Genomic DNA, 24273 nt, shown 5'->3' with positions numbered 1-24273 from the left:
TCACCGCGGGCAGCTCAGCTCGACCACGACCGACCGGTTGCGCGCCGCCGCCGCCGGGATCAGCACGCCGTCCGGCCCGAGGTCGTTCTCGTGGTACGGCCCGGAGTTGCCGTCGCCGCGGGTCGCGATCCGGTCGGCCGGCACGCCCAGCCGCACCAGGATCGACTTCACCGCCTCGGCCCGCCGCGTGGACAGCTCGACGTGGCCCGCCGCCGGTCCGCCGCCCGCGGTGTTGCCGACCAGCGTCACCCGCTGCGCCCCGCCCGCGACCACCCCGGCCAGCGCCTGGAGGGTCCGGTCGGCGGCGGCCGGGTCGCGCAGGTCGGCCGTGTCCGGCACGAACCCGACCGACCCGCTGTCCTCCAGCTTGGTCGTGCCGCACGGGACGGGCTTGGGCTCCTCGGGCAACGCCACCACGGTCACCGGCACGGTGGTCGGGAACGCGTCGCGACGCGACGCGACGGCCAGTCCGTCCGCGCACGCCGCGCCGGCCTTCTTCACCACCGCCTCCCACAGCCTGCCGACCCGTCCGCGCAGGTCCTCGTTCAGCGCGGGCTGCGGGTCGGCCGTGCCGCCGAGGCCGACCAGCAGCACCGACCGCCCGGTCAGCGCGGGCAGCAGCCGCTGCGCGGCGAGGAAGTCGGCCACCTCGCCGGGGTTGGCGCCCCACATGCCCGCTTCGCGGAACGACACCGCGCCGGCCGTGGCCAGCCCGGAGTCCACCAGGACCAGCGTCCCGCCCTCCGGCGTCACCCGCGCCGCCTCGGACAGCGCGCCCAGCACGTCGGCCTCCGCCTGCTTGGGCTCCAGCTGCTCGACGAAGGTCTTGACCCGGCCGACCAGCTCCGCGACCTGCTTCTCGCGCTGGGTCTCGTTCTTGCCGGTGATCCGGACGTCCGCGGCGAGCGCCACCGTGGGCTGCCCGTCCACCCGCACGACCTGGACCTTGCGGTCGTTGCGGGCGGCCGTCCGCACCAGGCCCTCCACCTCGCCGGGCAGCGTCGGCCGCGGGCTGCCCATGCGCGCGCCGACGACGAGCGTCAACGCCTGCCCGCCGTCGGCCGGGCAGCCGCCGTCGGGCAGCCTCGGGGCGGGCGTCTCGGTGGCCGAGCACGCGGCGAGCGCGGCCAGGGTCAGGCACCCGGCCAGCGCACGGGTGAGGCGGTGGGTCATCGCGGGTCCTCTCCCCGGTCGGGCGCCGGGAGCTGCGGCGGTCCGGCCTTCTCCAGCAGGGCGAACCTGGTCTCGTCCTTCAACTTCTCGACCGCCGCGCGGCAGCGCGCCTCCAGCGCGGCCCAATCGGCCTCCCGTTTCCGCCGGGCGCGCTCGACGGCCTCGGCCAGCTCGGTGGCCGCGGTCAGCCGGGACTCGATCCGGGCCTGCTTGGCGGCGGCCTTGGACCGCCGCGACAACGCCCGCGCGTACTGGCGGGCGGCCGGGTTGTGCCGCAGGTACCCGGCGACGCCGGACACCAGCCCGGTGGCGACGTACAGGCTGAGGAACAACATCGCGGACAGGTGCCGCTCCTGCGCGTCGGCGTCCACGTCCGCGACGGACTCCCGGCCGTCGATCACGATCGGGATCGAGGAGGCGACGTCCGCGCCCGCGTAGTTCCACCGGAACACGAACGCCGCCAGGCCCAGCGCCACCCAGCCCACCAGGCACAGCGACGCGGTCGTGCGCGCGCCCACCACGTGCCGGGTCGCGACGGCCTGCCGGGCCTGCTGGCCGACCGTGTGGGACAGGGCCAGGCACACCACGGTGAACCCGACGACCATGACCCAGAGGAACACTTCCTCCTCGTCCACGGCCGCCATCAGCACCTGGTGGAAGGTCACGACGTCCACGCCGGCGGCGGCGAGCAGGACGAAGTAGTACAGCCCGGCGGTCCACGGCGGGCCGACGATCTGCGACGGGTCGCCGTGGATGACCGGCCGGCGCCGGACCACGCCCGGTGTCGTCATCGGTCCCCCTTCCTGCGCCGGAGGCGGGGTTCGGGTTGGTAGTAGGGGGAATCCGGGTCGCTGACCCGCTCCAGCGCGTGCGACACCGCGCCCTCCAGGTCGTCCAGCACACCGGACTGGTCGTCGTGGTGGACCTGGTAGAGCGCGCGCACCTCGGCGACGCGGGCGGCGAGCAGGTCGAGTTCGGTGGCCACGGTCTCGTGGTGCACCCCGACCTTCGCCAGCCAGTCCGCGAGGTGGCTGTCCACGTAGGACTCCAGGAGGCGGCCGGCCTGCCAGGCGGTGGCGGGGGTGACCCGGGCGAGCATCTCGTCCAGCCGGGTGCGCACGGGGGTGAGGTCCAGCTCGGGTTCGGGGGCGCCGCGCAGCCGCGGCAGGCGGGCGCGGACCTTGCGCAGGGCGAGGGACGCCCGCAGCATGTGCAGCGACTTCATGCGGTGTCCTCGGTGCGCTCGGTGTCGGTGTGCCGGGTGTGCTGGGTGCGGGCGTGCGTGGCCGGTCGGCTGCGGGGGTGGTCGCGGCTGGGCAGCCGCTCCAGGCGCTGGGCGACGCGGTGCAGGTCCACCGGGCCGCGCCCCAGCTCGGCGGGGTCGCCGTCGGGCGGGTCGGTCACCCAGGAGGGCAGGGCCTGCGCGGCGAACCGCAGCATCGGCGCGAGGTGCGTGCCCTCGGGGTGCACCAGGACGACGTTCTCCCAGTAGGTCGTGACCCGGACGGCGCAGCGCGCGCCCTCCCGCCGGGCGAGGTCGCGGGTGCGGACGAACTCGGTCCGGATCTGCTCCTTGACCGCGGCGATCCGGCTGGTGACGGCGTTGACGGCGGCGAACTGGGCGGCCTCGTCGCCGCGGGCCGCCGCGATGCGCCGGTTGCGCATGTCGTCGCGCCGGCTCAGGAGGACGGCCCGGTTCTCCGGCAGCAGCTCGGCGTGGTTGCGGGGCCGCAGCTCGGCTTCGTCCAGCTCGGCCTCGGCGGCGGCGAGGGCGGCGGTGCCGCGGTCCAGCCCGACGACGGCCGCGTCCAGCTCCTCGCGCAACCGGGCCAGCGCGGCGCGGTCCGCGGCGGTGCGGGCCTCGAACCGGAGCTTCTCCTGCTCCATGCGGCCGACGGACTGCCAGATCAGGTTCTCCGGGTGCTGCGCGGTGACCATGCCGCCGCCGGCGGTCGCCTCGACGAGGTCCCCGAACGCCGGCTGCCGCCGCCGCCCGTCCCGCCGCCCCCGCCACCGGTCCACGAACCGCTCCCGCCGCCGGTAGGGCAGCTCTTCGACGTCGCTCACGCCCCCTCCTCCCCGCCGGCCGGCGCCACGCGGCCGGTGCCGTCGGCCGGTGTCGCGCGGTCGGTGATCACCCGGGGGACGCCGCGGTGGGCCGCGACCGCCGCCCGGTGCCGCAGCGCGAGCCGGGCCAGCGCGTTCACCTGCGCCCTCAGGTCCGGCGCGTCGGCCTGCCCCGGCACGCCGTCCTCCGGCACCGGCAGCTCCACCCGCGTCAGCGCCCGCAGCGCGGCGAGCGCGTCCCCCTGCTCACCGGCGGCCCGGACCTGTCCCTCGGCGCGGTCGAACGCCACGCGCAATCGCTCCCGGCACTCCCGCTCCGCGTCGTCGCCGAGCCGGTCGGCCTGCGCGAGCACGAGCCGGGCCCGCCCGATCCGCCGCTCGGCCGTCCGCCGCGCCCGCGCGCACAGGTCGGCGGGCTCGGGGTGGTCGGCGACGCGCGGCGCCCGGCCGGGCACCCGCCACGCGCTGTCGTCCACCGGTTCGTCCTTGCGCCCCAACGCGTGCGGCGCGGTGACGGCCTCGGCCGACACGAGCAGCGCCGCGTCCTCCGGCCGGTTGGCCAGCCGGTCCACGTCCGCGCCCGGCGTCCGCCCGAGCACCGCCGCGCCCTCGTCCTGGCGCAGCAGCACGTCCACGACGTCCCGGGCGAGCCGGCACAACCGGGTGGGCCGGTCGCCCAGCGCGCACATGCGGGCCACGGCGTCGCGCACCAGCGCCGCGTGCGCCCGCCTGCGCCGGGCCGCGACCGGCCAGGTCCACGCGGTGACCACCAGCGCGGCGGCCAGCGCCCCCGCGAGCGCCCACAGCACGTTCCCCACCACGCCCGTACTTGACGGACGGCCGGTGCTTCCTGTCCACAATGGACTCACATGTCACCGCCCGAAGTGGGCGAGCGCGGCCCAGTTGTCGATGTCGGCCGGGTCGGTCGGGACCAGGTCCCACAGGTGCGCGGGCAGGTGCGTCCGGTCGAACCGCGGGTCCAGCACGCGCAGTTGCGCGGCCCGCAGGGCGGTGCCGGGGGAGCCGTGCCAGTGCTGGTGGACCAGGTGCACGAGGTGGGCGGTCGGCGCGGGCCACCGGGTGGCCAGCACGGACCGGGCCCCGAGCGTCAGGAACACCGACGGCAGCGTCCGGGCGTCGTCGTGGGACCCGTCGGTGGCCGTGTGGCCGGCCAGGGTGACCAGGTCGGCGTCGACCGGTTCGGTGAGCGGCAGCGGCGCGCCGTCGTGCAGGGTGACGCGGGACCGGTGCGGCGCCTCGACGTCCGACACCGCGCGGCACCCCAGGTGCAGCACGGAGAGCCCGTCGGCCAGTGCCGCGCGGACCTCCGCCGGCGTGCCCGCGCCGTCGTCGGACACCCGCCACGGCCGGGGCGGCTGCCCGTGCCCGCCGAGGAACCGGCCGTCCGGGTGGAACGTGTCCCGCAGTCCTTCCGCGACCACCGCGGCCGGCGCGTCGTCCCGGTTCGGGTTGCCGACGAACACCGTCCCCGAGCCGGCGGGCCGTGCGGCGGCCAACGCCAGCACCCGGCCGGACGGCGCCAAGGACACGTCCACGTCCTCGACGAGGTACCGCCGCCGCCCGTCGACCTCGCGCCACGCGGCCACCCACGGCACCAACCCCAGCGGTCCCACCGGCACGAGCACCAGCCGCTCCGCGCCGGCCGCCTCGACCAGTTCCGCGCCGGCGGCCCGCCACGCCCACGCGCAGACGTCGGTCAGCGAGGCCCGCCAGGCCCGCACGGTCGTCGGCGTGGGGTTGGCGTACCGGGCGTCGCGGGTGGCCGCGAACCGGGCGAGCGGACCGGTCGTCAACTCCGGCAGCGCGACCACCCGGACCGGCCCGTCCACCGGCACCACCACCGCCACCCCGCGGTGCGCCGCGCACTCCGGCACCAGGTACACGAGCACACCCGCAGCCGCCGCCCGCAACGCCGCCCGCACGTCGTCCGGCCCGGTGACGACCGCGTCGTCCCGCCCGCCACCGGCCGCCAGGGCCAGCGCCCGCCGCCCTTCGAGCACCCGCACCAGGTCGTCGGGCGCGTCGTCGTCCAGGCACCAGGCGGTCAGGTGCTCCGCGACCACCGCCGACCCGTCCGCCCCCGGCTCGGAACCCGCGCCGCCCGCCGAACCCGCGCCGTCCGTGCCGAACCGCTCGGCGACCCGTCCGGCCTCGGCGACCAGGGCTTCCGCCGCCGTCCGCCGGCTCGCCGCCCGGTCGCCCTCCCGGTCGCGCAACCGCAGCCGTGACCCCAGGTCGGCCGCCGCGCCCAGCCCGCCCTCGTCGCGCCAGGCCGCCTCCAGCTCGGCGATCGAGGCGTCCAGCGCGGCCGGATCGGTCGGCACCACGGCGGACAGCCGCGCCTTGGTCATCCCGCGCACCATCTGCGCCGCGAACTCCATGACCGCGTTCGGTCGCACCCCCGCGGCGGCCCGTTCGACGGCTTCGTACGCCCACAGCGCCTGCCGCGGGTCGCCGGCGTCCAGCGCCGCGCGCCAGTCGGTGGCCGTCCCGAACAGCCGGGCGACCTCGCCGTCCTCGGTGTCGCCGAGCCGGGGCAGCGACGCGTCGGCGAAGCCCTGCGGCCCGGCGACGCGGGTCAGCGTCCGCAGGATCTGCTCCATCGTGTCCCGCTGCTCCGACGGCGGCAGCGCGTCGACCTGCCACACCAGCGCGGTGAGGTCGCCGACCAGCTCCCGCGGGTCCCGGCCGGCCGCGACCCGCTCGTAGGTCCGGCGCAGGTACGCGGTCATCGCCTGCTCCGCCGCGGCCTCGGGCGTCGGCGGGTCGGCCGGGTCCGACTTCGGCAGCATCGTGTCCACCAGGCTGTCGAAGTCGCCCGCGAGTCCGCCGGACCCGCCGATGAACGCGTGCCGCATCATGCCGATCAGGCTCGACAACGCCTCCACGACCCCGTGGTCCGCCGCCGGGACCGCCGCCTTGACCTCGTCCAGCAGGTCGATCTGCGCCTCGACGGCCGCCCGCAGCGCGTCGGTGTCGCCGACCGGCAGGAACTCGGCCATCCACTGCGTCCGCACCACGACCGTCCGCAACGCCAGCCGCGCGCGGGCTCGCGGGCTCACGTCGGCGGGCGCGGCGCGCACGGCGGTCTCGGCGTCGGCGAGCATGGCGCGGACGTCGTCGCGTTGCAGCACCGCGCCGATGCCGAACTCGCGGGCCGCGAGCTCGACGGCTTCCAGCCGCCGGGTCCGGACGTCCAGCACGTCGTCGGTGTCCGGTTCGGGGTGCGCCAGGGCGCGCGTGCACCAGTCGATGGCGTCCCACAGGTGGTGCTTACCGTCCAGCGGCACCAGGAACTCGTGCGCCTCGGCGATGGCGCCGGCGACCGTCCAGTCCTCGGGCACGCTGCCCAGCACGTCGATGCCGGCCTTGATGTCGTCGGCGTCGCCCGTGACGCCGCCGCGGTAGCACAGCAGGAAGCCGTAGTCGCGGGCGTGCCGGTCCTCCAGGCCGACGTCGGCGTCCACGGCGGTGTACTCGGCGATGGCCTCGTCGCGGTCGGCGTCGTCCTTGTCCTCGGTGTTCCAGTAGCGGGCGGACTTCAGCGCGGCGACGGCGACCCGCGCCCACGGCGATCGGTCCGGGTCGTCGGCGACCAGCGTCCGCGCCTCGACGGCCGCCGTCAGCGCCTCCTCCAGCGCGTCGAGCGACCGGGTCAGCAGGAAGCGCTCCTCGTGCACGGCGATGAGCGACTCCAGCGCGTCCACGCGCTCCACGACGTCCTCGACCCCGGGCAGCGCGGCGGCCATCCCGGTCACCACGTGGTCGAGGTCGGCGGGGTCGAGGGTGCGCACGTAGGCCCAGCGGTGGGCGTGCGCGCGTTCGAGCAGGAAGTGCACGCGGTCGGTGTCGCCGGGGTCCAGCGCGTCCAGGACGTCGGTCAGCCGGCGGACCTCCTCGGGGGACAGGTCGTCCTCGCGCGCGGCGGCGGCCAGCCGGGTCGCGGTCAGCGCGGCGGTCTCGGTGGCGGCCCACCCGGCCAGGTCGCCGGTCGCGGTCGTCGCGGCGGCGGTCAGGTGGACCAGGGCCGCGTCCAGCCGGGCGGTCGAGTCGGTCTCCTCGGCCAGGAAGCTCAGCGCGTCGCCGGCGCGGTAGTGCCAGTGCGGGGCCTCGGGGTGGTCGGGGAGGCGGTCGAGGGCGAACTCCAGCAGCAGCACGCCCAGCTCGGCGGCCTCGGGCGTGGCGCCGCCCTCGGTGAACCGGTCGAGGTGGGCGCACCCGGTCGAGCCGGCCTCGGCGGGGTCCACGCGGTCGGCGTGCACCTCGATCGCGCCGGCCAGGTACAGCGCGCGCTCGTGCGGCGCCTCGTCCGCCGCGGGGTCCCGGTCAGCCACGACGGCCTCCGGCGACGACGACCTCGCGGGCCCGGGACAGCACGTCGTCCAGGCGGTCCGGGTCGGCCAGCAGGGCGGCGGCCCGCTCCGGCGGCAGCAGCCCCCGGTCGGCCAGGACGCGCACGGCGGTCCGGACGGTGCGGGGCTGGTCGGCGGGCGCGACGGCCGCGACCCGGCCCACGACGGTGGCGACCACGGCCGCGTCGGGGTCCGGCTCGGCGTCGGTGACCGCGTCGAACGCGCGGGCCGCGTCCGGGTCGGCGACGGCGGCCCAGGCGGCGTCGTCGGACAGGCTGCGGGCGGCGGCGTCCGGCCGGCGGCCCAGCGGCCGTTCGATGTACGCGTCGTACCAGGTCACGTACTCGGGGGCGGTCCGGGTGCCGACGTTGACCCGGGTCCCGGCGCTGCACACCTGCTTGACGGTGCGCAGGATGTTCGGCATGCGTTCGAGGTAGTACGGCACCGGCTCGCCGAACTCGGCGGCACAGCGCTCGGCGAGCCTGCGCAGGAGGTACCCGTGGCCGGGCAGGGGCGCGGAGTACCCCGCCTCGTCGGCCAGGTGGCCGAGCACGGCGCGGTGCTCCTCGTCGGGTAAGGCGCGGCCGAAGCGGTTGCGCCGGACCTGCTTGGGCTTGACCTGCGCACCGCGGTCCGCCCGGTAGGCGCGGAACACGTCGATGACCCGCTTGCGGACGTGCGCGCGGACGGCTCCCGCCGGGTTGGTGCGGTCCGTCCCGTGCTCCGTCAGGAACACCGAGACGATGTGCAGGACGTCGGCCACCAGGTCGCGGCAGACGCAGTCGCCGGACAGCACGAACCCGGACGCCGGCGCGGCGTGCCCGAACCGCAGGCCGGGCATGGCGAGCCCGAGGTCGCAGTGGGCGACCAGGTGGCTGCGGTGGAGGGCGGCCCTGGACCCGCGCAGCTCGGCCAGGGCGGCGGTGACGACTTCGGGCGAGAGGGGTGAGGTCTGCCGCAGACTCATAGGTAGTTTTCTACTCTTACATAAGATCTTATGTGAGTGGGATATGGAACCGTGATGTAGTCGGCACTGGAGTTGGAGGGACGGATGGCGTTGCTGCCCGCGGTCGTGCCCCTGGTGGTCGAGAAGCGGTCGGAGCTGGTGCCCGCGCGGCTGGCCCGGAAGGTGGCCCCGCTGTTCGGCGTGCCGTCCGAGCAGAACCCGTTCCGGCCGCTGACCTGGGTCTGCGACTTCACCACGATCACCGCGTCGGAGATCGCCCGCGGCGCGCCGCTGCCCACCCGGGCGGCCCAGGCCGAGCTGCGCGAGCGGGAGCACGACGGCGAGTGGGTCGTGCACGACCGGGCGGTGGTGCCGACGTCGGGCCGGGCGCTGCCCAACGAGATCGTCCCGGCGACGGTCAACCGGTTCGGGCCGGACACCAAGGCGGCCGTCGTGCTGACCGCGACCAACGTCCTGCTCGCGCCGGTCACCGAGGCCATCACGACCGCCCTGCCGCTGCTGCGCGCGGGCGACGGCGGCGAGCTGCCGACCGTGCAGTGGATCGCGGCGTGGGCGGCCACCGCCGTGGAGGTCTACCGGTCGCAGCCGGCCCTGGTGGTCGCGGCGATCAAGGCGCGGGCGATCCAGCGGGAGTCGCTCAGCGCGCCGCTGTTCCCGTGGGCCGACCGCCTGGCGTCCCGGCCGAAGGCGCGCTGCGAGATCGGCGCCGTGCCGCCCGGGACCGGCGATCCGGTGACCCGGCCGCGCGACCTGGACTTCCTCGACGGCGTCGCGGTGGCCCGGCTGAACGCGACCGGCGCCCTGCCCTCCGCCGAGGGTCGCGAGAGCGCGGGCGGCGCGGGTGTCGGCGACCGGTTGGTGGAGCTGCTGATCAGCCTCATGGTGGACATGGGCGCGCCGGACAGCGCCGGGTACGTGTGGGTGAGCGAGCGCGAGCCGGGCCAGGCGGTGGTCGAGGCGATGGTGCCGTCGTCCGGCCTGGTGCGGGAGCTGGTCGAGACGTGGGCGCACGGACCGGGCCTGCTGGCGCGGGCCGACGAGTTCGCCGACGCCCTGGCCGACGCGATGGCCCGTCCGGTCCGCCTGCCCTCGCCCGCTCACGTGGCCGTGCTGCCCGTCCTGGCGCGAAGAGCGGTCGTGTTGGCGGCCATGGGGATCGTGCGGCAGATGGGTCTGCTCGCGCCGTCGTCGTGGGTCACCGGACCGGAGTTCGCCGCCCTGCTCGACGAGGTGGAGGGGCTCCTGTCGACGGTCGATCCCGAGGACCCGCTGGTCCCGGAGACCCGCTTGCGCCTGGCCGTCCAGCGGGCGGGGGTGCGGCGGCACGCCGGCACCGCCGACGAGTCCACCGCGACCGCGCTCCGGGAAGCGGCCGACGCGTGCCTGGCGTCCGGGGCGCTCGACCGCGGCACCCTCGCCGACGTGCTGGCGGTGACGTGCATGGAGCTGAACATGTTGCGCGCCTTCACCTCCGCCGAGCCGACCGACCCGTTGCGCCGGTACTGGGCGGCGTTCGCGGAGGCCATCGAGGTGGACCTGTTCGCCCCGGACGCGGACCACAGCGCCATCAGCTTCCCGCTGCACAACTACGCCGCCTTCCTGGGCGGCAACAAGGATTCCGAGCCGGACCTGCGGGCGGCGCTGCACCTGTTCACCCACTCGGTGATCCCGGGGCGGACGCGGTTGTTCAACCGGGACCGCGACTTCCGGCCGTTGGCGCGCAGCCTGTACCTGGCCGCGGACGCCGCCGCCGCGTTGGCGCGGTTGGTGCCGGCCGAGGCGGAGGAGTGGGCCGGGCAGGCGTTCTCGTGGGTCCGGCAGGTCATGGCCGACCCGCGCTTCACCCCCGGCCGCCTGCACCCCCGCCTGGACGACTGCCTGTTCGCCCTGCGGGCCGCCCCCGTGCTCCTGCTGGCGGTGGAGACCGGCGTGGCGCCCGACCGCGAGCCGGTGCTCTCGCACGCCGACGAGCTGATCCGCCTGGTGGAACGCTGGCTGAAGGAGACCACCGACGGCAGGGAGTCGGCGTACCACCCCGCGGTCGCCACCCTGAGATCCCGCCTGACCACCCTGCTCACCCCCTCACCCGGTACCTGACGGACCCGCTCGCTCCACTTCCGGGCCGCCATACCGGGGTGGAGGTGATCGGCGATGAACGGTGGCGGCAACGGCGACGACAGCAAGTGACGGCCCCGACTCCGGCGGGCGTGGGTTCCCCGCGCCCGCCGGACGGTCCGCCGGCACTGCTCCGGTCCGACCATGTCCGGTGGATCGGATGCCGGGACGACGACGTTTCACCGACCCCACAAATGGAGCAAGTGCACCTTGCTCACTTATCCGGTTTTCTCCGCCGCAATCCTGCGGAATGCGGGATCGAATGTGCTCGTGCGGTGGTCCGGCCGGCAGGATTCGCCGACATGGTCGCGGTAGAGGTGAGCGAGTCTTCCATCCGGGCCCTGGCCGACCCGGCGTCGTTCGAGGCGGGCGTGGGGTTGGTCGAGGGGGTCGAGCACCTGGCCGTGGAGGGCACGGCCGTGCGGGCGACCGTGGGGGACGCCCGGATCGACCTGGCGGTGACCCGTTCCGGCTTGACCGGCCGGTGCACCTGCCCAGGGGGAGCCGCGGCCACCTTCTGCGCCCACCGCGTGGCCACCGCCCTGCGCTGGCTCCGGGAGTCGGCCCCCGAACCGCCGCCGGACCCGTTGCGCACTTACCTCTTGGCGCAGGACAAGAACTGGCTGGTGGACCAGTTGATGGCCGCGATGAGCACCGAGGGCCTCCGCGACCGGCTGCGGCGCGCCGTCGAGGCGGACCCGGAAGAGGCCTACTTCGCCCACATCCACCACACGCTGGACGACGTGGAGGACCTGATCGACAGCGGTTTCGCGGAAACCGCGCTCGCCCTGTCCGAGTACGCCGTGGACCTCCTGGAGAACTCGACCGACCACGTGGACGACCCGGAGGACGAGCTGTCCGAGGCGGTCGCCCACGCGGAGGAGGTCTGGCAGGCCGCACGTTCCGCCCACTGAACCGGCGACAACGCCGGCCGGGGGGTCACAGGCTGCGCGCGGTGATGTCGCCGTACGAGGTGGTCGCGCGGATGGTCAACGCCGCCGCGCCGCCGCTGTTGGTGAGGGCGTTGTGGATGCGGCCGTAGGAGGTGCCGGCGTCCAGGGCGGCGGAGACCCCGGCGGCGGCGTCCACCGTCACGTCGCCGGCCCGGGTGGTGAGGTCGAGCGTGCCGCGGACGGCCTCGGTGATCCGGATGTCGCCCTTGCCGGTGCTGATCTCGGCCGGACCGGTGAGGCGGCCGACGGTGACGTCACCGGCGTGCGTGGCGAGCCGGAGGCCGGCGGCTTCGTCCAGCTTGACCGACCCGTGCGAGCCTTCGAAGGCGACCTCCCCGAGCCGCCCGACACCGCGGACGTCGGCACTGGCGGCCTTGGCCTCGACCCGGGAGCCCGCGGGCAGCTGGACGGTGACCTCGATGTACCCGGAGGCCCCGAAGAGCTGGTTCTTGGCCTCGGCGGTGATCCGGAGGACGCCGTCGCCGTACTCGACGACGGTCTGCTCGGCGACCTTGACGTCACGGCTCTTGGCGGGGTCGGCCGGCCGGACCTCGACGGTGGTGTCGTCCCGGTCGGCGGCGATGAACCGGACCTGACCGGCGGGGATGTCGAGGAGGGCGGAGATGGGGGCGGGGGTGGCGAAGGTCTGCATCGTTCTCACTCCTGGCGTTTCGACCGGCTGTTTCTGACACCGCAAACGCTACGTTGCGTTCGCACCTCCCAACAACACCACCTTTGCGTTCTATCGCTATTTTCGCAGCTCAGCGGCTTAGAATCATTGCAACAATCCTGCCATCGAACGCAACACGCATCGCCTCAACGTTGCAATGAGTGGCGAACGAACGCTATGGTGGGGTAGTCAGAGGACACTCGTGAGGCCCGGAGGCTCGGATGCCAGGAGGACGGCTCACCCAACGGGAGCGCCAGCAGATCGCGCTGGGCTTGGCCGACGGCTTGGCCTACGCGGAGATCGCGCGCGGCCTCGACCGTCCGACCTCGACCATCACCCGAGAGGTGATGCGCAACGGCGGCCCCACCGCCTACCGCGCGGACCTGGCCCACCACGCCACGGAACGCCGAGCCCGCCGCCGCAAGCAGGCGTCCCCGAGGGGTCCGCGCCAGGTGCCCCTGGAGCACGGCCGCGACCCGGAGGCGATGCGCGAGTACGAGGACCTGTTCACCACGGTCCTGATCCAGACCGGCACGCCGAAGATGATGGCCAGGGTCATGACCTGCCTCTACATGACCGACGCCGGCAGCCTGACCGCCGCGGACCTGGTGCAGCGCCTGCAGGTCAGCCCGGCGTCCATCTCCAAGGCCATCGCCTTCCTGGAAGAGCAAGGCTTGGTGAGGAGAGAACGCGACGACCGCCGCCGAGAACGCTACGTGGTGGACGACGACGTCTGGTACCAATCCATGATCGCCAGCGCCCAAGCCACAACGCGCCTGGCGGAAACAGCCCGCCAAGGCGTCAACGTCCTGGGCCACACCACCCCAGCCGGCACGCGCCTGCAAAACATCGCCCGCTTCGTGGACTTCGTCTCGGAAAGCATCACGAGGGCCGCGGAACAAGCCAGAGCCATCCTCCACACCACCCCACCCACCACAGAGGACCAATCCCCACCCCCCGCCACTCCCGAGAAGGCGTAACCACCGCCGTGTCCGACTGCGGAATCGAGGGATACCGCCCAGCTTGGGGCAACGGCCTCGCTGACGCCCTGACGTCCTGATGCACGCGGCACGCATGCGTGCCCTGATCGCTCGGCGGCTCACCGACACGTGGCTGGTCTGGGACTTGGAAGATGACGAGTGGTGGGCTGACTGCCCGGTCCTGCTCGACTTCGAAGGCGAGCAGATCGAATCAACCACCAGAAGCTCGACGACCTCTCGATCACCTGGAACTCGGCAGACCCCGCCAAGCCGGTCATCTGGCCCACATCCGACAACTTCCAACTCGCCTGGCGGAACACCGCTCGTCGCGACCGCCTGTGCGTGTTCAACGCGCTCGATGAGAACGGTCTGGCGGTCGGTGCCCTGAGGCACGAGTGGAAGCCCATCTCGCTCACCACATGAGGCTGCTGGCTGTTTCGCAGTGGTTCCGCGAAGGGGGCAGACTCCGGCCGACGAGGACTGACGGAAAAGATCAAGCCCCGAGCGCGTTTCCGCTGCTCAGGGCTTGATTCACCCGGCGAAAGGTGAGTGCCCCCGGCAGGATTCGAACCTGCGACACACGGTTTAGGAAGGCCCGTGGCGCACACGGTGTCCCGTACCTTGTGACCAGCGCAGACCATCCTTCAGCCGTCACCGCTCCGCACTGTCAGTCCGCGAGGAGTCCGCAGTCCGCGCCAGGCCGCTTCCGGCGACCTCAGCCCGGCCGGCTGACATGATCCGTTGGCAAGGCGGCGAAGCCGTCGCGGCAGCCGATCGCCGTGCCCAGCCCACGCTAGCCGGGTAACCGCGCGATCGTCCCGACCGGTTGACCTCCGAGCCGCTTCGGCATCCAGCTCGCCACCCTCACGCGCCGCCTCCGGACCACGTGCACCGACTCCGCGCACGGCCGACGGGCGGAGCGAAGCGGGAGCCCGGCGTGCCGTGATGCGGGGAGTCGGTGCCAACGTGAGGGACCGCCCAGCCGCGCGCTGCCACAGGCGGCGCGCCTTGATTCCGTAGAGCCAGATTCGGCAGAATCCGTCCATGAGAGACGCGTTCTACGGGCACTATCCACTGAGCGAGGGAGAGCTTGGTCAACTCTGGCTCAACGCGACGATTGTCCTCGACACCAACGCCTTGTTGAATCTATACCGCTATTCACCCAAGGCTCGTATGGAGTTTCTGGAGGCGTTGACAAATGTAGCCGATCGTTTATGGCTACCACATCAAGTAGGCATGGAGTTCCACGCGAATCGAGTTGCGAGGATTTCGGAGCAACTAGCGGTAGATGATGCCATTTTGGCTGCACTCGACGACGTGGAGAAGGTTGCTAAAGGTAAGCTAGGCCAGTTCAATAAGAACGCTTTTGTAACGATAGACGATCTGGTTGATCGCATAGTCCACGCTGTCGAGCGCGGTCGTGAACACATCCGAGGTGCGAAAGCTGAGCGTAGCGACTCCTACGGCATAACGCTTCGGTCAGACCCAATCCTCGATCAATTGGCGACTATTTTTCAGAGCAATGTCGGCGAAGGGTATGCGTCATCCGAGATGGCGGAGATAAGGAAGGTTTGCGATCAGCGATACGCCCTTGATGTTCCTCCCGGGTACAAAGATCGCGCGAAGGAAGGTGACCGCAAGTATGGAGACTACCTAATCTGGCGGCAAATGCTTGACTATGCCAAAACGAGTGGCAACGGAATTGTGTTCGTGACGGACGACAATAAGGAGGACTGGTGGTGGATAGTCAAGGGGGACACTGTGGGCCGACAGATACTCGGACCGCGTCCGGAGTTGCGTGAGGAGTTCCGAATTGCAACTGGCCAACTGTTCTACATGTATTCGCCGGAGGAGTTTCTGAAGAACATTTACTCAATAACGAAGACTGACGTTTCTACTGACGTGGTTGCAGAGGTTGGGCAGGCTAGTCGCGACGCTGAAGAATCCATGGAAGGTGCTGCCTCGAGTGAGGAAGATTTTTACGAAATCGCGCAAATTGAGTCACTGAGGACTGTAGTCCGAGACGAGATCAGAAATGCCTCGCGTCGAATCGATGAGTTGTCGGCGATGATTGATCTACCTAAGCGTAAGAGGCTCGACGCCGCTAGGTTGGCGGAGGAGCTTGACTCGACTTCTGTCATGAGGTCTGCGCTGGCAGCGCAGCTCCGGAATTCTCGTGAACGGCTGCATAAGCATGGAGCGGGCGGCGGGAAGGCCGCTGAGGATCTTGCCGAGATGCGACGTATCGAGAGGGTCCTGCACTCGGTCGAGCAGCGCCGATCTGAGTTGCTAGAAGGCGCTCGATCGACGACTATGGAAGTGGAGAGCCTAGATGGCATGTCGTTTGAGTCGGTTCGGCACGATCTCGAGTCTGAGCGCCAACGACTCGCAAGTCTAGATCGAGATTACGTGGCTCTTGACCGTGCTCTTGATAAGGCGAGGAGGCGTCTTGGCCAAATGGAATGACGAGACGTCATTTTTCAAGGCCTCGGGTAATCCCTTTGGCCTGGTTGACGCTGTATTGCTTGACCAGCCGGATCGACGTGCTCATACCTCAGGTGTCGCTCGACGCGCCAAGGTCTTCGGTCGCATTTGCTCAGAATTGGACAGGGTGGAGTTGTATCAGGCTGCAGTGTTGCATGACGTTGGATACGGTGTTGCAGTCAAGGATACCGGTATGCATGCGATCGATGGCGCGCGCTTCCTGAAGAAGGCTGGCTTTTCGTCGCGAGTTTGCGCGCTAGTTGCCCATCACTCGTTCGCAGCGCTTGAGGCTGAGCTTCGAGGTCTGTCTGAGGAACTTGGTGAATGGAGCGACGAGCGAACGTCGGTCAGGGACGCATTGTGGTGGGCGGACATGACTACAGGGCCAAGCGGCGAAGCTATGGAAGTGCACGACCGGATGCGGGAGATTGAAAATAGGTATGGAAGTGGCAGCCTAATTGCAAATTTCATAAGGGAGGCTGGGCCTGAGTTGATCGGTGCTGTCGAGCGGACTGAAGCGCTATTAGTCGCCGCCAATCTCAAGGTCACGTGAAGTAAGGTTCGGTTCGCTCGCTCAAGCCATGTTCGATGCGGAGGCGGATCGAAGGATGGATGTCAAGCGTCGGTAGGTGGACGGCTTCTATCCACTGGACTTCTTTGGACTCGTTGCTTGTGCGCAGCTCGCCCCCGATGGGTTGAGCGCGGAAGCAGATAGAGAACTCCTGGCGGACCTCGCCGTCGTCGTAGGCGATGACGTGGTTGGGGTTGGAGTAGAGGCCGACCAGACCGGTAACTTGCACGTGGATGCCGGTTTCTTCCTCGACCTCGCGGACGACTGCTTGGGTGAGGGTTTCGCCTACGTCTTGGCCGCCGCCGGGGATGGCGTACTTGTCGTTGTCGGTGCGGCGGATCATGAGGAGGCGGCCGGTGGGGTCCTGGACGATGGCGCTCACAGCTACCCGGATGCTGTTGGGCTTCGGAGCGTTCGGGTCGTTGAGGTAGTCGGTCCGGCTCATGGTTCGACCTTGTCAGAAGGTGGCGCGCTTCGCCCCGGCCCAGACGGTCTCCAGGCTCTCGGAGTACGTCTCGAACAGGTCGCCGGCGGACAAGCGGCGCAGGTGGAGCGCTGGGGCGTGAGCACCGGGGAAGCCGTAGACGTGGGTGTTGACGATCATCTCGTCGTCGAAGCGGAACACCGAGTTGTAGAGGGTCGTCTTGTGTAGGCGGACCTCGATGCCGGGGACGTCGGCCAGCGGGCGGACGAACGCCAGGGCGTTGCGGATGCGGGCGGCGACGGTTCCCTTGCCTAGCTGCTCCTCCTCGCTGCGGCGGGCTGCCTCGCGGGCGGTTGGGTCGCCGAAGAGGAGGCGGACGCGGGTGCCGTTCTCGGCCTTGGTGCGTAGCTCCTTGGCGAAGGTCGGGCGTTCGACCAGGAACAGGGCCGCTAGGGACAGGACCTCGATGTGCTCGGTGGCGTCGTTGAGGAGGCGGTCCCAGAGGTCCGCGGGGATGTTGTTGCGGTGGGGGTAGACCTTGACGACCTCGGATTCGGCGATCTCGGCCTTGCGTTCGGTGGCGACGGCGTCGGGCCAGAGGTAGTTCTCGGTCTCGCGGACCATCGACGCGATGGTGTGGCGGTGGCGCGGGTAGGGGATGCGGCCCTTGGTGATCCATCGCTCGACGGTCTTGGGGTCCACGCCGGTTGCGCGGGCGACGTGGTCTAGGTCCAGCCCGTTGCGGAGGAGGGCTTCGCGGAGGCGTTCGTTGGCCATGTGGACCCCTGTGTGGAGACGAGTAGGGACGTCTTCAAGGTAGCGCAGACGTCCTTAGAAGTCCTGCTATGCGGTGCTTGCGTCCCGCTGATTTGCGGAGAGTGGTCGTTGTCGAGATGCCGGCAGACGGTCCGGCCGACGCCGTTGAAGAGGAGTACGACGGTGGCGATCACGGGTGGGAGCAGGCTCCCCACGACGCATGACTTCGTCTTCCCGCGTGGTGCGCTGGTGATGGGTGTTGAGCCGGTGCTGAAGTTCCAGTCCGCCGAGGAGCGGGCGAAGGGGTTGCCGCTTCAGCAGGAGACGGACAAGGAGACCGGGCTGTTGGTGTGGTCGGTCCTCGTGATCGACCAGGCTGCGGAGCGCAAGGCCGATGCGGTGGTGACGGTCAAGATCGCTGCACCTCACCAGCCGGTTCCGCCCGAGGCGATTCCGGGGACGGACGTGCGGCCGGTGGTGTTCGAAGGGCTGACGGTGACGCCCTGGATCGACGACAAGGCGCGCCGGGGCAGCCACGGGGGTGAGCGGCACCGGTGCCGGGCCAAGCTCGGGTACAGCCTGCGGGCGTCGAGCATGAAGCCGGTCGTTGCCAAGAGCACGTCCAAGGCCGCGTGACCGCGTGGTGGCGGACATGGTGCGGCTGCACGTGACGGCTGACCTGCCGATTCGGCCGGTACCGCTGAAGTACGCGGACCGGGTGGAGATCCGCTTCGGTAAGGCGTTCCCGGCCGTGCTGGTCATCGACTTGGCGGCCTTGGGGCGGTTGCGGCTCGCGTTGGACCAGGCGGCGGCTGCGCTGGCTGAGGGTGGTGACCAGGGATGAGCGTGAACATGGTCGCTACGCCGGGGCACGCGGCGGCGGCTTGCCTGGTGATGGCGAACGGGCTGCCGACGCTAGGGGTCTACCTCGACCCGGTGAACCTGACGGTGCAGGTTCCGCCGTTCCCCGGTGGGCGAGAAGCCCTGGCGCGGTTCTGCCGGGAGCTGTCCCGCGAGGCGTGGAAGGTGGCCGATCGGTTGGAGTTGGCTGGTGGGCGTCACGCGCTGGCGGAGGGGGCGGGTGATGGCACAGCGGAAGAAGCCTGACGCCTGGGAGGTGGCACGGGCGGCGCGGACGCTGAAGGAAGCGCATGAGGCGTTGGGGAAGCTGATGCCTAACCCAGACGCGGCGCTGTCGCGGTGGCGGGTCTTCTACCTGCGGTCGGCGGAGGTCTATCGGCAGGTTGCCGAGATCGACCGGGGGCACCACCACGAGGCGTTGTACTGGGCAAAGCGTGAGCGTGAGAAAGGGGAAGCGCTCGCGGCTGAGTGACGTCCTCTAGTCCTGTTTAGACAGGGCGCGTGATCTTGCTAGGTCACGTGGCAATGCCGCACGTCTTGTTGCGGCGCAATGATTTCGTGAGGCGCAGGAGCGGACACCGGCTACCAACCTTGCCGCTCCTGCGTTGTCCACGCCGACTCGGAGTGAACAGCGATGACGGTAAAGCATGGGCGCAAGCGTGCGCCAGAGTGGGTCACCCGGACGCGCTGTGCGAAGTGCAAGAGGTTCGCGCGGTTGCTGGTGGGGCAGACGGAGTGCAACCGCTGTTGCGGGGCGCTGGAGCTGGACTTCGGCGGCGTCCGATGAACGGCGGGAAGTGGGTTGATCCGGCTCCGTTCGAGGGTGTTCGGCCTCGGGTGCCGTGGTGGATGTTGTTGCCGGGCAGGGTGAAGTGGCTCGCAGGTGTCCTGGCGCTGGTGTGGCTGGCCGTTGTGTTGGTCGTGCGCCTGGTGCTCGCTGTCGTCCGGTATCCGGTGGCCACGTTGGTGCCGGGAGTGGCGGCCTGGTGCTGGTTGCGGTTCGGGCTCTCGCCGCTGGTGCTGGCGTTGTTGTCGTTGGTCTGTGCCTTGACGGTCTGGTACGGGCTGGCGCGGGAGTCGTTCTTGCGGCACTGCTGGTACCGGCTGCTAACGGAGTGGCGGCGGGCGACGGTGTACGTGCCTCGGTGGCGCACGGTGGTGCGGCTGGCTGAGCTGTCCAAGGAGGGCCGGGGTCGTGAGCACCGCCCCCGGTTGCGGCGGGTGCGGTCGGAGGGCTGGCGGGACCGGGTTCGAGTGCGGATGATTCCGGCCCAGTCGCCGGAAGCGTGGGAGCTGCGGCGCGAGGGGTTGGCGCACTCGTTCGGTGCTCGGTCGTGTCGGGTGCGGGTGCTGCGTCCGAGGGTCGTTGAGTTGGACTTCGTGCACCGTGACCCGCTGCTGCGGCCGTTGACGGTCCCGGCCTTGGTGGACTCGGCGGAGGTGGACCTGCGGCGGGTGACGGTCGGCCGGACGGAGAACGGCAAGCCCTGGCGGCTGCGGTTGCTCGGGTCGCAGGTGCTCGTGGTCGGTGTGCCGGGTGCGGGTAAGGGGTCGGTGTTGTGGTCGCTGGTGTGGCAGCTCGCGCCGGCGGTTCGGGCGGGCCTGGTGCGCCTGGTGGGCATCGACCCGAAGGGCGGGATGGAGCTGGGCCAGTGCCCGGACGCTTTCGACCGGGTCGTCTACGACAACGGCCCGGAGGCGGTGGCGCTGCTGGAGGAGATCGCCGCTGAGGTCAAGGAGCGGGCCACGCGGTACCGGGGCATCCGGCGGCTGTGGGCTCGGTCCACGGGTGAGCCGTTCACGGTGCTGGTGGTGGACGAGCTGGCGGACCTGATCGCCTACCAGCCCGACAAGCAGCTCCGGGAGCGGGCGGCGCGAGCTATCCAGACGATCACCTCCCAGGGCCGCGCACCGGGGTACGCGGTCGTGGGCCTGGTGCAGGACCCGCGCAAGGAGGTCGTGAGCTTCCGGCACCTGTTCACCACGCGGGTGGCGCTGCGGTTGGACGAGCCGCAACAGGTGGACATGGTCCTCGGGGACGGTGTTCGGCAGCGCGGGGCGGCGGCGCACGAGATCAGCGAGAACACGCCTGGCGTGGCGTGGGTGAAGGTGGATGGGCAGCGGGAGCCGGATCGGGCTCGGGCCTTCCACGTCACGGACGCGGACTTGGTCGAGCTGGGTGTTTTCCTCGCCCCGGCCACCGTGCACGAATTCCCGACTCGGCCGGACGGCGCGGGGGAGGCGGCGGCATGAGCGAGTACCTGACTCGTGCCGACCGGATGAAGCAGCCGGCGGCGCTGGATGTGGCTCGGGCGGTGGCTGAGGAGCACGGCGTGTGTGTCCGGCCGTTGGCCAAGGAGCGCGTTGACCTGGACACCGGGCGGGTGGACATCGTGCCCGTGGCGTGTGGCTCGACCGTGGCCAGCGTGTGTCCCACGTGTGCGGAGAAGAACCGGCGGCTGCGGATGGCGCAGTGCCGGGAGGGCTGGCACCTGACGGAGGAGCCGGACTTCACGTCGGATGCTCCGAGCGAGGATCAGCGGGCGTTGGCGGCTTACCGGGCGGACTTGGTCAAGGCGTACCGCCAGGCCGTTGAGGAGGAGGACGAGGTCGGGGCGGAGGAGGTTCGGGAGGAGGTCGCCGGGGTTGATGCTGAGCTGCGGCTGATGGGAGTCCGCGGGAAGCTTCCGGCGCTGGATGCTCGGCCTCGGGCTGTTCGGAAGCGGTCTACTCGGCGGCGGCAGGATGCGCCGAACCTGCCTCGGCGGCCGGTGCAGAAGCGCACGGTCGGGCGGGTGTTCGGGGGCAAGTACCAGCCCTCGACCTTCCTCACGCTGACGCTCGACAGCTACGGCAAGGTGCGCAGTGACGGCACGCCGGTTGACCCGAAGACCTACGACTACCGGCGGGCGGCTCGGGACGCGGTGCACTTCGCCGCGCTGCTGGACCGGTTCGTGCAGAACCTGCGGCGGTGTGTCGGGTGGGATGTGCAGTATTTCTCCACCGTTGAACCCCAGCGTCGGCTGGCGCCGCACTGGCACGCGGCGATCCGAGGGTCCATCTCACGGGCGGAGCTGCGGGCGGTCGCTGAGGCCACGTACCACCAGGTGTGGTGGCCCAGCCATGACGAGATGAAGTACGGCGGTGACCGGCTGCCGGTGTGGGATGCGCGGGTCAAGGGGTTCGTGGACCCGACCACGCGGGAGGCATTGCCTACCTGGGAGCAGGCGTTGGACCAGGTGGACGCGCCCGCGCACGTTGCGCGGTTCGGGGTGCAGGTGCACTCCAAGGGCATCCTCGGCGGGACGGAAGAGGCTGGCCGGCACATCGGGTATCTGACGAAGTACCTGACCAAGAGCATCGGCGAGTGCTTCGACGCCCAGACGGCCCGCCAGGAGGAGCACGCCGAGAGGCTGTGTGCGGAACTGGCTGTCACGCCCTGCTCGCCGCAGTGCCCGGTGTGGCTGCTCTACGGGGTCCAGCCGCGTGGGGCTCGGGTCTCGATGGAGCCGGGGAAGTGCAAGGGCAAGGCGCACAAGCGGTCCACGCTCGGCGTCGCGGGGCGGCGGGTGTTGGTGTCGCGGAAGTGGTCGGGCAAGTCGCTCGCGGACCACAAGCACGACCGCAAGGAATTCGTTCGGCAACTGCTCGCCGACGTGGGGATCACCGGCGACGACCAGCCCAAGAGGGTCGTCTGGAACAACGTGCAGCCCGGTGACCCGAACGTGCCCCCAAGGCCACACCTGCTGTTGCGGGCGGTCGCGGAGAGGCGTCGATGGAAGGCCGAATACACGGCGGCACTGCTCGCCTCGGCCAGTCCTCCAAACCATTCGGCAACTCCGCAAGCTGCGTAAATAGGGGGATGGGATGAACGGCAAGGGGCGTGAGCTGGGGCAGCTGATGACCGTTCCGGAGATGTTGGAGGCCCTGGGCGGGGTCTCGCGGGACACGTTCTACAAGTGGCGGCAGACGGGGAAGGGGCCGCGCTGCTTCTCGCTTCCGAACGGGGAGCTGCGGTGCCGGCGGGTGGACTTCGTGGTCTGGCTGGAGTCGTTGTACGGGGCGGCGGCATGAGTACCACGTTCAAGGTCAAGTTCTGGGAGATCAAGAAGCGGGCTGGGCGTAAGCGGCCGTGGGCGGTCCGGTGGCTGACGGACAAGAAGGAGCACTCGGAGTGGTACGCCAACAAGCCGTTGGCCACTGGGCGACTGTCCGAGCTGATGCAGGCGGTCCGGGATGGTCAGCCGTTCGATGTGGAGACAGGGCTTCCCGTCTCGGAGCTTCGACGGCGAAACTCGTTGTCGTTCCTGGAGTTCTCACAGTCCTACATGGATCTGAAGTGGCCAGACGCTGCCGCTACGACTCGAGGTAGCACCGTGGAAGCGCTGGCGACTGCGGCTGCTGCGTTCGTCAAGGACGGCGTCGGGCGTCCTGCGGTCACCGAGCTGCGGGGCGTGCTGTCGCGGAACCTGCTGCCTCCGACGACTCGTGATCTTGAGCTGTCGGGGGAGGAGCGGGAGGTCGTTGACTGGCTCGTGCGGAACTCGCGGCCGTTGTTCGAGGTGACGGACGCTGTCCTGCTGCGGGGACTGCTGGATGCACTGGCAGCCAAGTTGGACGGGAAGGCCGCTGCGGCCACGGTCTACCAGCGGAAACGGGCAGTGCTGTTCAACCTGCTGTCCTACGCGGTCGAGCGCGAGTTGATCCCGGACAACCCGCTGACCAGGGTGAAGCGGAAGGCCGCGAAGGTGGTCGAGCAGGTTGACCCGCGAGTGGTGGCCAACCCCGGTCAGGTGGCTCGGCTGCTGACGGCGGTGACCTACGTCGGGCGGCGGAACCTCGATCGTGGTGCGCACCTGGCGGCGTTCTTCGCCACCGGCTACTACGCGGCTGCTCGGCCCGCTGAGGGCCTGGCGCTCCGAGAGGATGACTGCGCCCTGCCGGAGGAGGGGCGGGGCCTCCTGATGCTCGGTGAATCGCGGCCGGCGGCTGGGAAGCGGTGGACGGACTCCGGAGAGGTTCACGACCGGCGTGGGCTGAAGCACCGGGGGAGGAAGGAGGTGCGGCCGGTTCCGATCCCACCGGTTCTCGTCCGCATCCTGCGTGATCACCTCGACCGGTATGGGGTCGGGCCGGACGGGCGGCTGTTCCGGTCACTGGGTGGCGGGGTGGTGTCGTCGTCCACCTACTACCGGGTGTGGGAGGAGGCCCGTCAGTACGCGCTGACGCCTACTCAGGTGGCGTCTCCGCTGGCAGCACGGCCGTACGACCTGAGGCACGCCGCAGTGTCGCTCTGGCTGAACGGAGGCGTCCCGGCTACCGAAGTCGCGGAGCGTGCCGGTCACTCGGTGGACGTGCTCCTGAAGGTCTACGCGAAGTGCATCGATGGGCAGCGGGAGACCGTGAACAAGACCATCGAAGGTCTGTTCGAAGCGTGACGCGCGACTCAGGCGGAAGGCCCTCGGGGACCACCTCGGGGGCCTTCGCCGTGTTCAAGATCAGTCCGTGGTGAGTCCGTGGACGGCGGCAAACAGGGGCAGATTCCCGCTGACGGCGACTGACGGAAAAGATCAAGCCCCAAGCGCGTTGCCGCTGCTCAGGGCTTGATTCACCCGGCGAAAGGTGAGTGCCCCCGGCAGGATTCGAACCTGCGACACACGGTTTAGGAAACCGATGCTCTATCCCCTGAGCTACGAGGGCGCACGGGGCAGCGTACCGGGTCGTCACCACCGGGGTCGGAGGTGGGGCGTCACCCGGGTGGACACGTGGGTCGGGTGAGTGTGCACCGCGGGTGACCGGGGCCGAAGGGGTGTGGTGGGCTGTTGGGGGGAAGTGGGGGTGGGTGGCTTCTCCTTCCGGGGTTGGTCGGGTAGTCAGGG

23 protein-coding genes and 1 tRNA gene are annotated in these 24273 nt (G+C 70.8%); 13 read left to right on the top strand and 11 right to left on the bottom strand.

The genetic code is table 11. The features are described 5' to 3' along the window. From AB0A74_RS04075 to AB0A74_RS04045, 7 genes are read right to left on the bottom strand one after another with little or no spacing between them, the layout of a single operon-like run. Window positions 1-1173 (bottom strand): OmpA family protein, encoded by a 1173-nt coding sequence (locus AB0A74_RS04075; protein ID WP_358247397.1) that lies wholly within the window; start codon window positions 1171-1173, stop codon window positions 1-3. Continuing rightward, window positions 1170-1964: a hypothetical protein gene (locus tag AB0A74_RS04070; RefSeq protein WP_358247396.1), complete on the bottom strand. Its 795-nt coding sequence runs from the start codon at window positions 1962-1964 to the stop codon at window positions 1170-1172. The genes AB0A74_RS04075 and AB0A74_RS04070 overlap by 4 nt, the downstream gene beginning before the upstream one ends. Next, on the bottom strand, window positions 1961-2398 hold the full coding sequence (locus AB0A74_RS04065) for a hypothetical protein (RefSeq protein ID WP_358247395.1): 438 nt from the start codon (window positions 2396-2398) through the stop codon (window positions 1961-1963). Before AB0A74_RS04065 ends, AB0A74_RS04070 begins: the two co-directional genes overlap by 4 nt. Then, window positions 2395-3240 (bottom strand): hypothetical protein, encoded by an 846-nt coding sequence (locus AB0A74_RS04060; RefSeq protein ID WP_358247394.1) that lies wholly within the window; start codon window positions 3238-3240, stop codon window positions 2395-2397. Before AB0A74_RS04060 ends, AB0A74_RS04065 begins: the two co-directional genes overlap by 4 nt. Next, window positions 3237-4061, bottom strand: a complete 825-nt coding sequence (locus AB0A74_RS04055) for a hypothetical protein (protein WP_358247393.1) — start codon at window positions 4059-4061, stop codon at window positions 3237-3239. Before AB0A74_RS04055 ends, AB0A74_RS04060 begins: the two co-directional genes overlap by 4 nt. A 51-nt stretch (window positions 4062-4112) precedes the next feature. After that, window positions 4113-7595, bottom strand: coding sequence for a CHAT domain-containing protein (locus AB0A74_RS04050; protein WP_358247392.1), 3483 nt, complete (start codon window positions 7593-7595; stop codon window positions 4113-4115). Beyond that, window positions 7588-8580 carry a hypothetical protein gene (locus AB0A74_RS04045; RefSeq protein ID WP_358247391.1) on the bottom strand — a complete coding sequence of 331 codons (993 nt, stop codon included), beginning with the start codon at window positions 8578-8580 and terminating at the stop codon, window positions 7588-7590. Before AB0A74_RS04045 ends, AB0A74_RS04050 begins: the two co-directional genes overlap by 8 nt. An 84-nt stretch (window positions 8581-8664) precedes the next feature. On the opposite strand from AB0A74_RS04045, the gene AB0A74_RS04040 reads away from it, so the two are divergent. Together AB0A74_RS04040 and AB0A74_RS04035 are read left to right on the top strand one after the other, a co-directional pair. Beyond that, window positions 8665-10677: a hypothetical protein gene (locus AB0A74_RS04040; protein WP_358247390.1), complete on the top strand. Its 2013-nt coding sequence runs from the start codon at window positions 8665-8667 to the stop codon at window positions 10675-10677. Window positions 10678-11012: 335 nt separating this feature from the next. Then, window positions 11013-11609: a hypothetical protein gene (locus AB0A74_RS04035; RefSeq protein ID WP_358247389.1), complete on the top strand. Its 597-nt coding sequence runs from the start codon at window positions 11013-11015 to the stop codon at window positions 11607-11609. A gap of 25 nt (window positions 11610-11634) precedes the next feature. Here AB0A74_RS04035 and AB0A74_RS04030 read toward each other — a convergent pair whose 3' ends face one another. Beyond that, complete coding sequence (locus AB0A74_RS04030) at window positions 11635-12300, bottom strand: DUF4097 family beta strand repeat-containing protein (protein ID WP_358247388.1); 666 nt, start codon at window positions 12298-12300, stop codon at window positions 11635-11637. Window positions 12301-12539: 239 nt separating this feature from the next. Between AB0A74_RS04030 and AB0A74_RS04025 the strand changes: the two genes are divergently transcribed. From AB0A74_RS04025 to AB0A74_RS04015, 3 genes are all read left to right on the top strand, one after another. Further along, entirely contained in the window at window positions 12540-13298 is a 759-nt protein-coding gene (locus AB0A74_RS04025) for a helix-turn-helix domain-containing protein (protein WP_358247387.1), read from the top strand. A 1044-nt stretch (window positions 13299-14342) separates the two neighbouring features. After that, window positions 14343-15764, top strand: a complete 1422-nt coding sequence (locus AB0A74_RS04020; RefSeq protein WP_358247386.1) for a PIN domain-containing protein — start codon at window positions 14343-14345, stop codon at window positions 15762-15764. Beyond that, window positions 15748-16335, top strand: a complete 588-nt coding sequence (locus AB0A74_RS04015) for an HD domain-containing protein (RefSeq protein WP_358247385.1) — start codon at window positions 15748-15750, stop codon at window positions 16333-16335. Before AB0A74_RS04020 ends, AB0A74_RS04015 begins: the two co-directional genes overlap by 17 nt. Here AB0A74_RS04015 and AB0A74_RS04010 read toward each other — a convergent pair. Both AB0A74_RS04010 and AB0A74_RS04005 read right to left on the bottom strand, forming a co-directional pair. Continuing rightward, on the bottom strand, window positions 16328-16798 hold the full coding sequence (locus AB0A74_RS04010; RefSeq protein ID WP_358247384.1) for an NUDIX domain-containing protein: 471 nt from the start codon (window positions 16796-16798) through the stop codon (window positions 16328-16330). The genes AB0A74_RS04015 and AB0A74_RS04010 overlap by 8 nt on opposite strands. Before the next feature lie 12 nt (window positions 16799-16810). Further along, window positions 16811-17554 carry a DUF5919 domain-containing protein gene (locus AB0A74_RS04005; RefSeq protein WP_358247383.1) on the bottom strand — a complete coding sequence of 248 codons (744 nt, stop codon included), beginning with the start codon at window positions 17552-17554 and terminating at the stop codon, window positions 16811-16813. 162 nt (window positions 17555-17716) lie between these two features. Here AB0A74_RS04005 and AB0A74_RS04000 point away from each other — a divergent pair, with 162 nt between their 5' ends. From AB0A74_RS04000 to AB0A74_RS03965, 8 genes are all read left to right on the top strand, one after another. Further along, window positions 17717-18169, top strand: a complete 453-nt coding sequence (locus AB0A74_RS04000) for a hypothetical protein (RefSeq protein WP_358247382.1) — start codon at window positions 17717-17719, stop codon at window positions 18167-18169. A 16-nt stretch (window positions 18170-18185) separates the two neighbouring features. Beyond that, a complete protein-coding gene (locus AB0A74_RS03995) occupies window positions 18186-18377 on the top strand; it encodes a hypothetical protein (protein ID WP_358247381.1) in 192 nt (63 codons plus the stop codon). Next, window positions 18374-18640 carry a hypothetical protein gene (locus AB0A74_RS03990; protein WP_358247380.1) on the top strand — a complete coding sequence of 89 codons (267 nt, stop codon included), beginning with the start codon at window positions 18374-18376 and terminating at the stop codon, window positions 18638-18640. The genes AB0A74_RS03995 and AB0A74_RS03990 overlap by 4 nt, the downstream gene beginning before the upstream one ends. After that, entirely contained in the window at window positions 18618-18866 is a 249-nt protein-coding gene (locus tag AB0A74_RS03985) for an AMED_5909 family protein (protein ID WP_358247379.1), read from the top strand. Before AB0A74_RS03990 ends, AB0A74_RS03985 begins: the two co-directional genes overlap by 23 nt. A gap of 377 nt (window positions 18867-19243) precedes the next feature. Continuing rightward, a complete protein-coding gene (locus AB0A74_RS03980) occupies window positions 19244-20647 on the top strand; it encodes an FtsK/SpoIIIE domain-containing protein (protein WP_358247522.1) in 1404 nt (467 codons plus the stop codon). Next, window positions 20644-22248, top strand: a complete 1605-nt coding sequence (locus AB0A74_RS03975) for a replication initiator (RefSeq protein WP_358247378.1) — start codon at window positions 20644-20646, stop codon at window positions 22246-22248. Before AB0A74_RS03980 ends, AB0A74_RS03975 begins: the two co-directional genes overlap by 4 nt. 13 nt (window positions 22249-22261) lie before the next feature. Further along, window positions 22262-22468, top strand: coding sequence for a helix-turn-helix domain-containing protein (locus AB0A74_RS03970; protein ID WP_358247377.1), 207 nt, complete (start codon window positions 22262-22264; stop codon window positions 22466-22468). Further along, window positions 22465-23832: an integrase gene (locus AB0A74_RS03965; RefSeq protein ID WP_358247376.1), complete on the top strand. Its 1368-nt coding sequence runs from the start codon at window positions 22465-22467 to the stop codon at window positions 23830-23832. Before AB0A74_RS03970 ends, AB0A74_RS03965 begins: the two co-directional genes overlap by 4 nt. A gap of 189 nt (window positions 23833-24021) precedes the next feature. On the opposite strand, the gene AB0A74_RS03960 is transcribed toward AB0A74_RS03965, so the two are convergent. Next, window positions 24022-24094 (bottom strand) — tRNA-Arg (locus tag AB0A74_RS03960). Window positions 24095-24273: the final 179 nt, after the last annotated feature.

The organism is Saccharothrix sp. NPDC042600 (genome assembly GCF_040647305.1).
Lineage (GTDB): Bacteria > Actinomycetota > Actinomycetes > Mycobacteriales > Pseudonocardiaceae > Actinosynnema > Actinosynnema mutabilis.
This window is presented reverse-complemented; position numbering and strand designations above follow the sequence as displayed.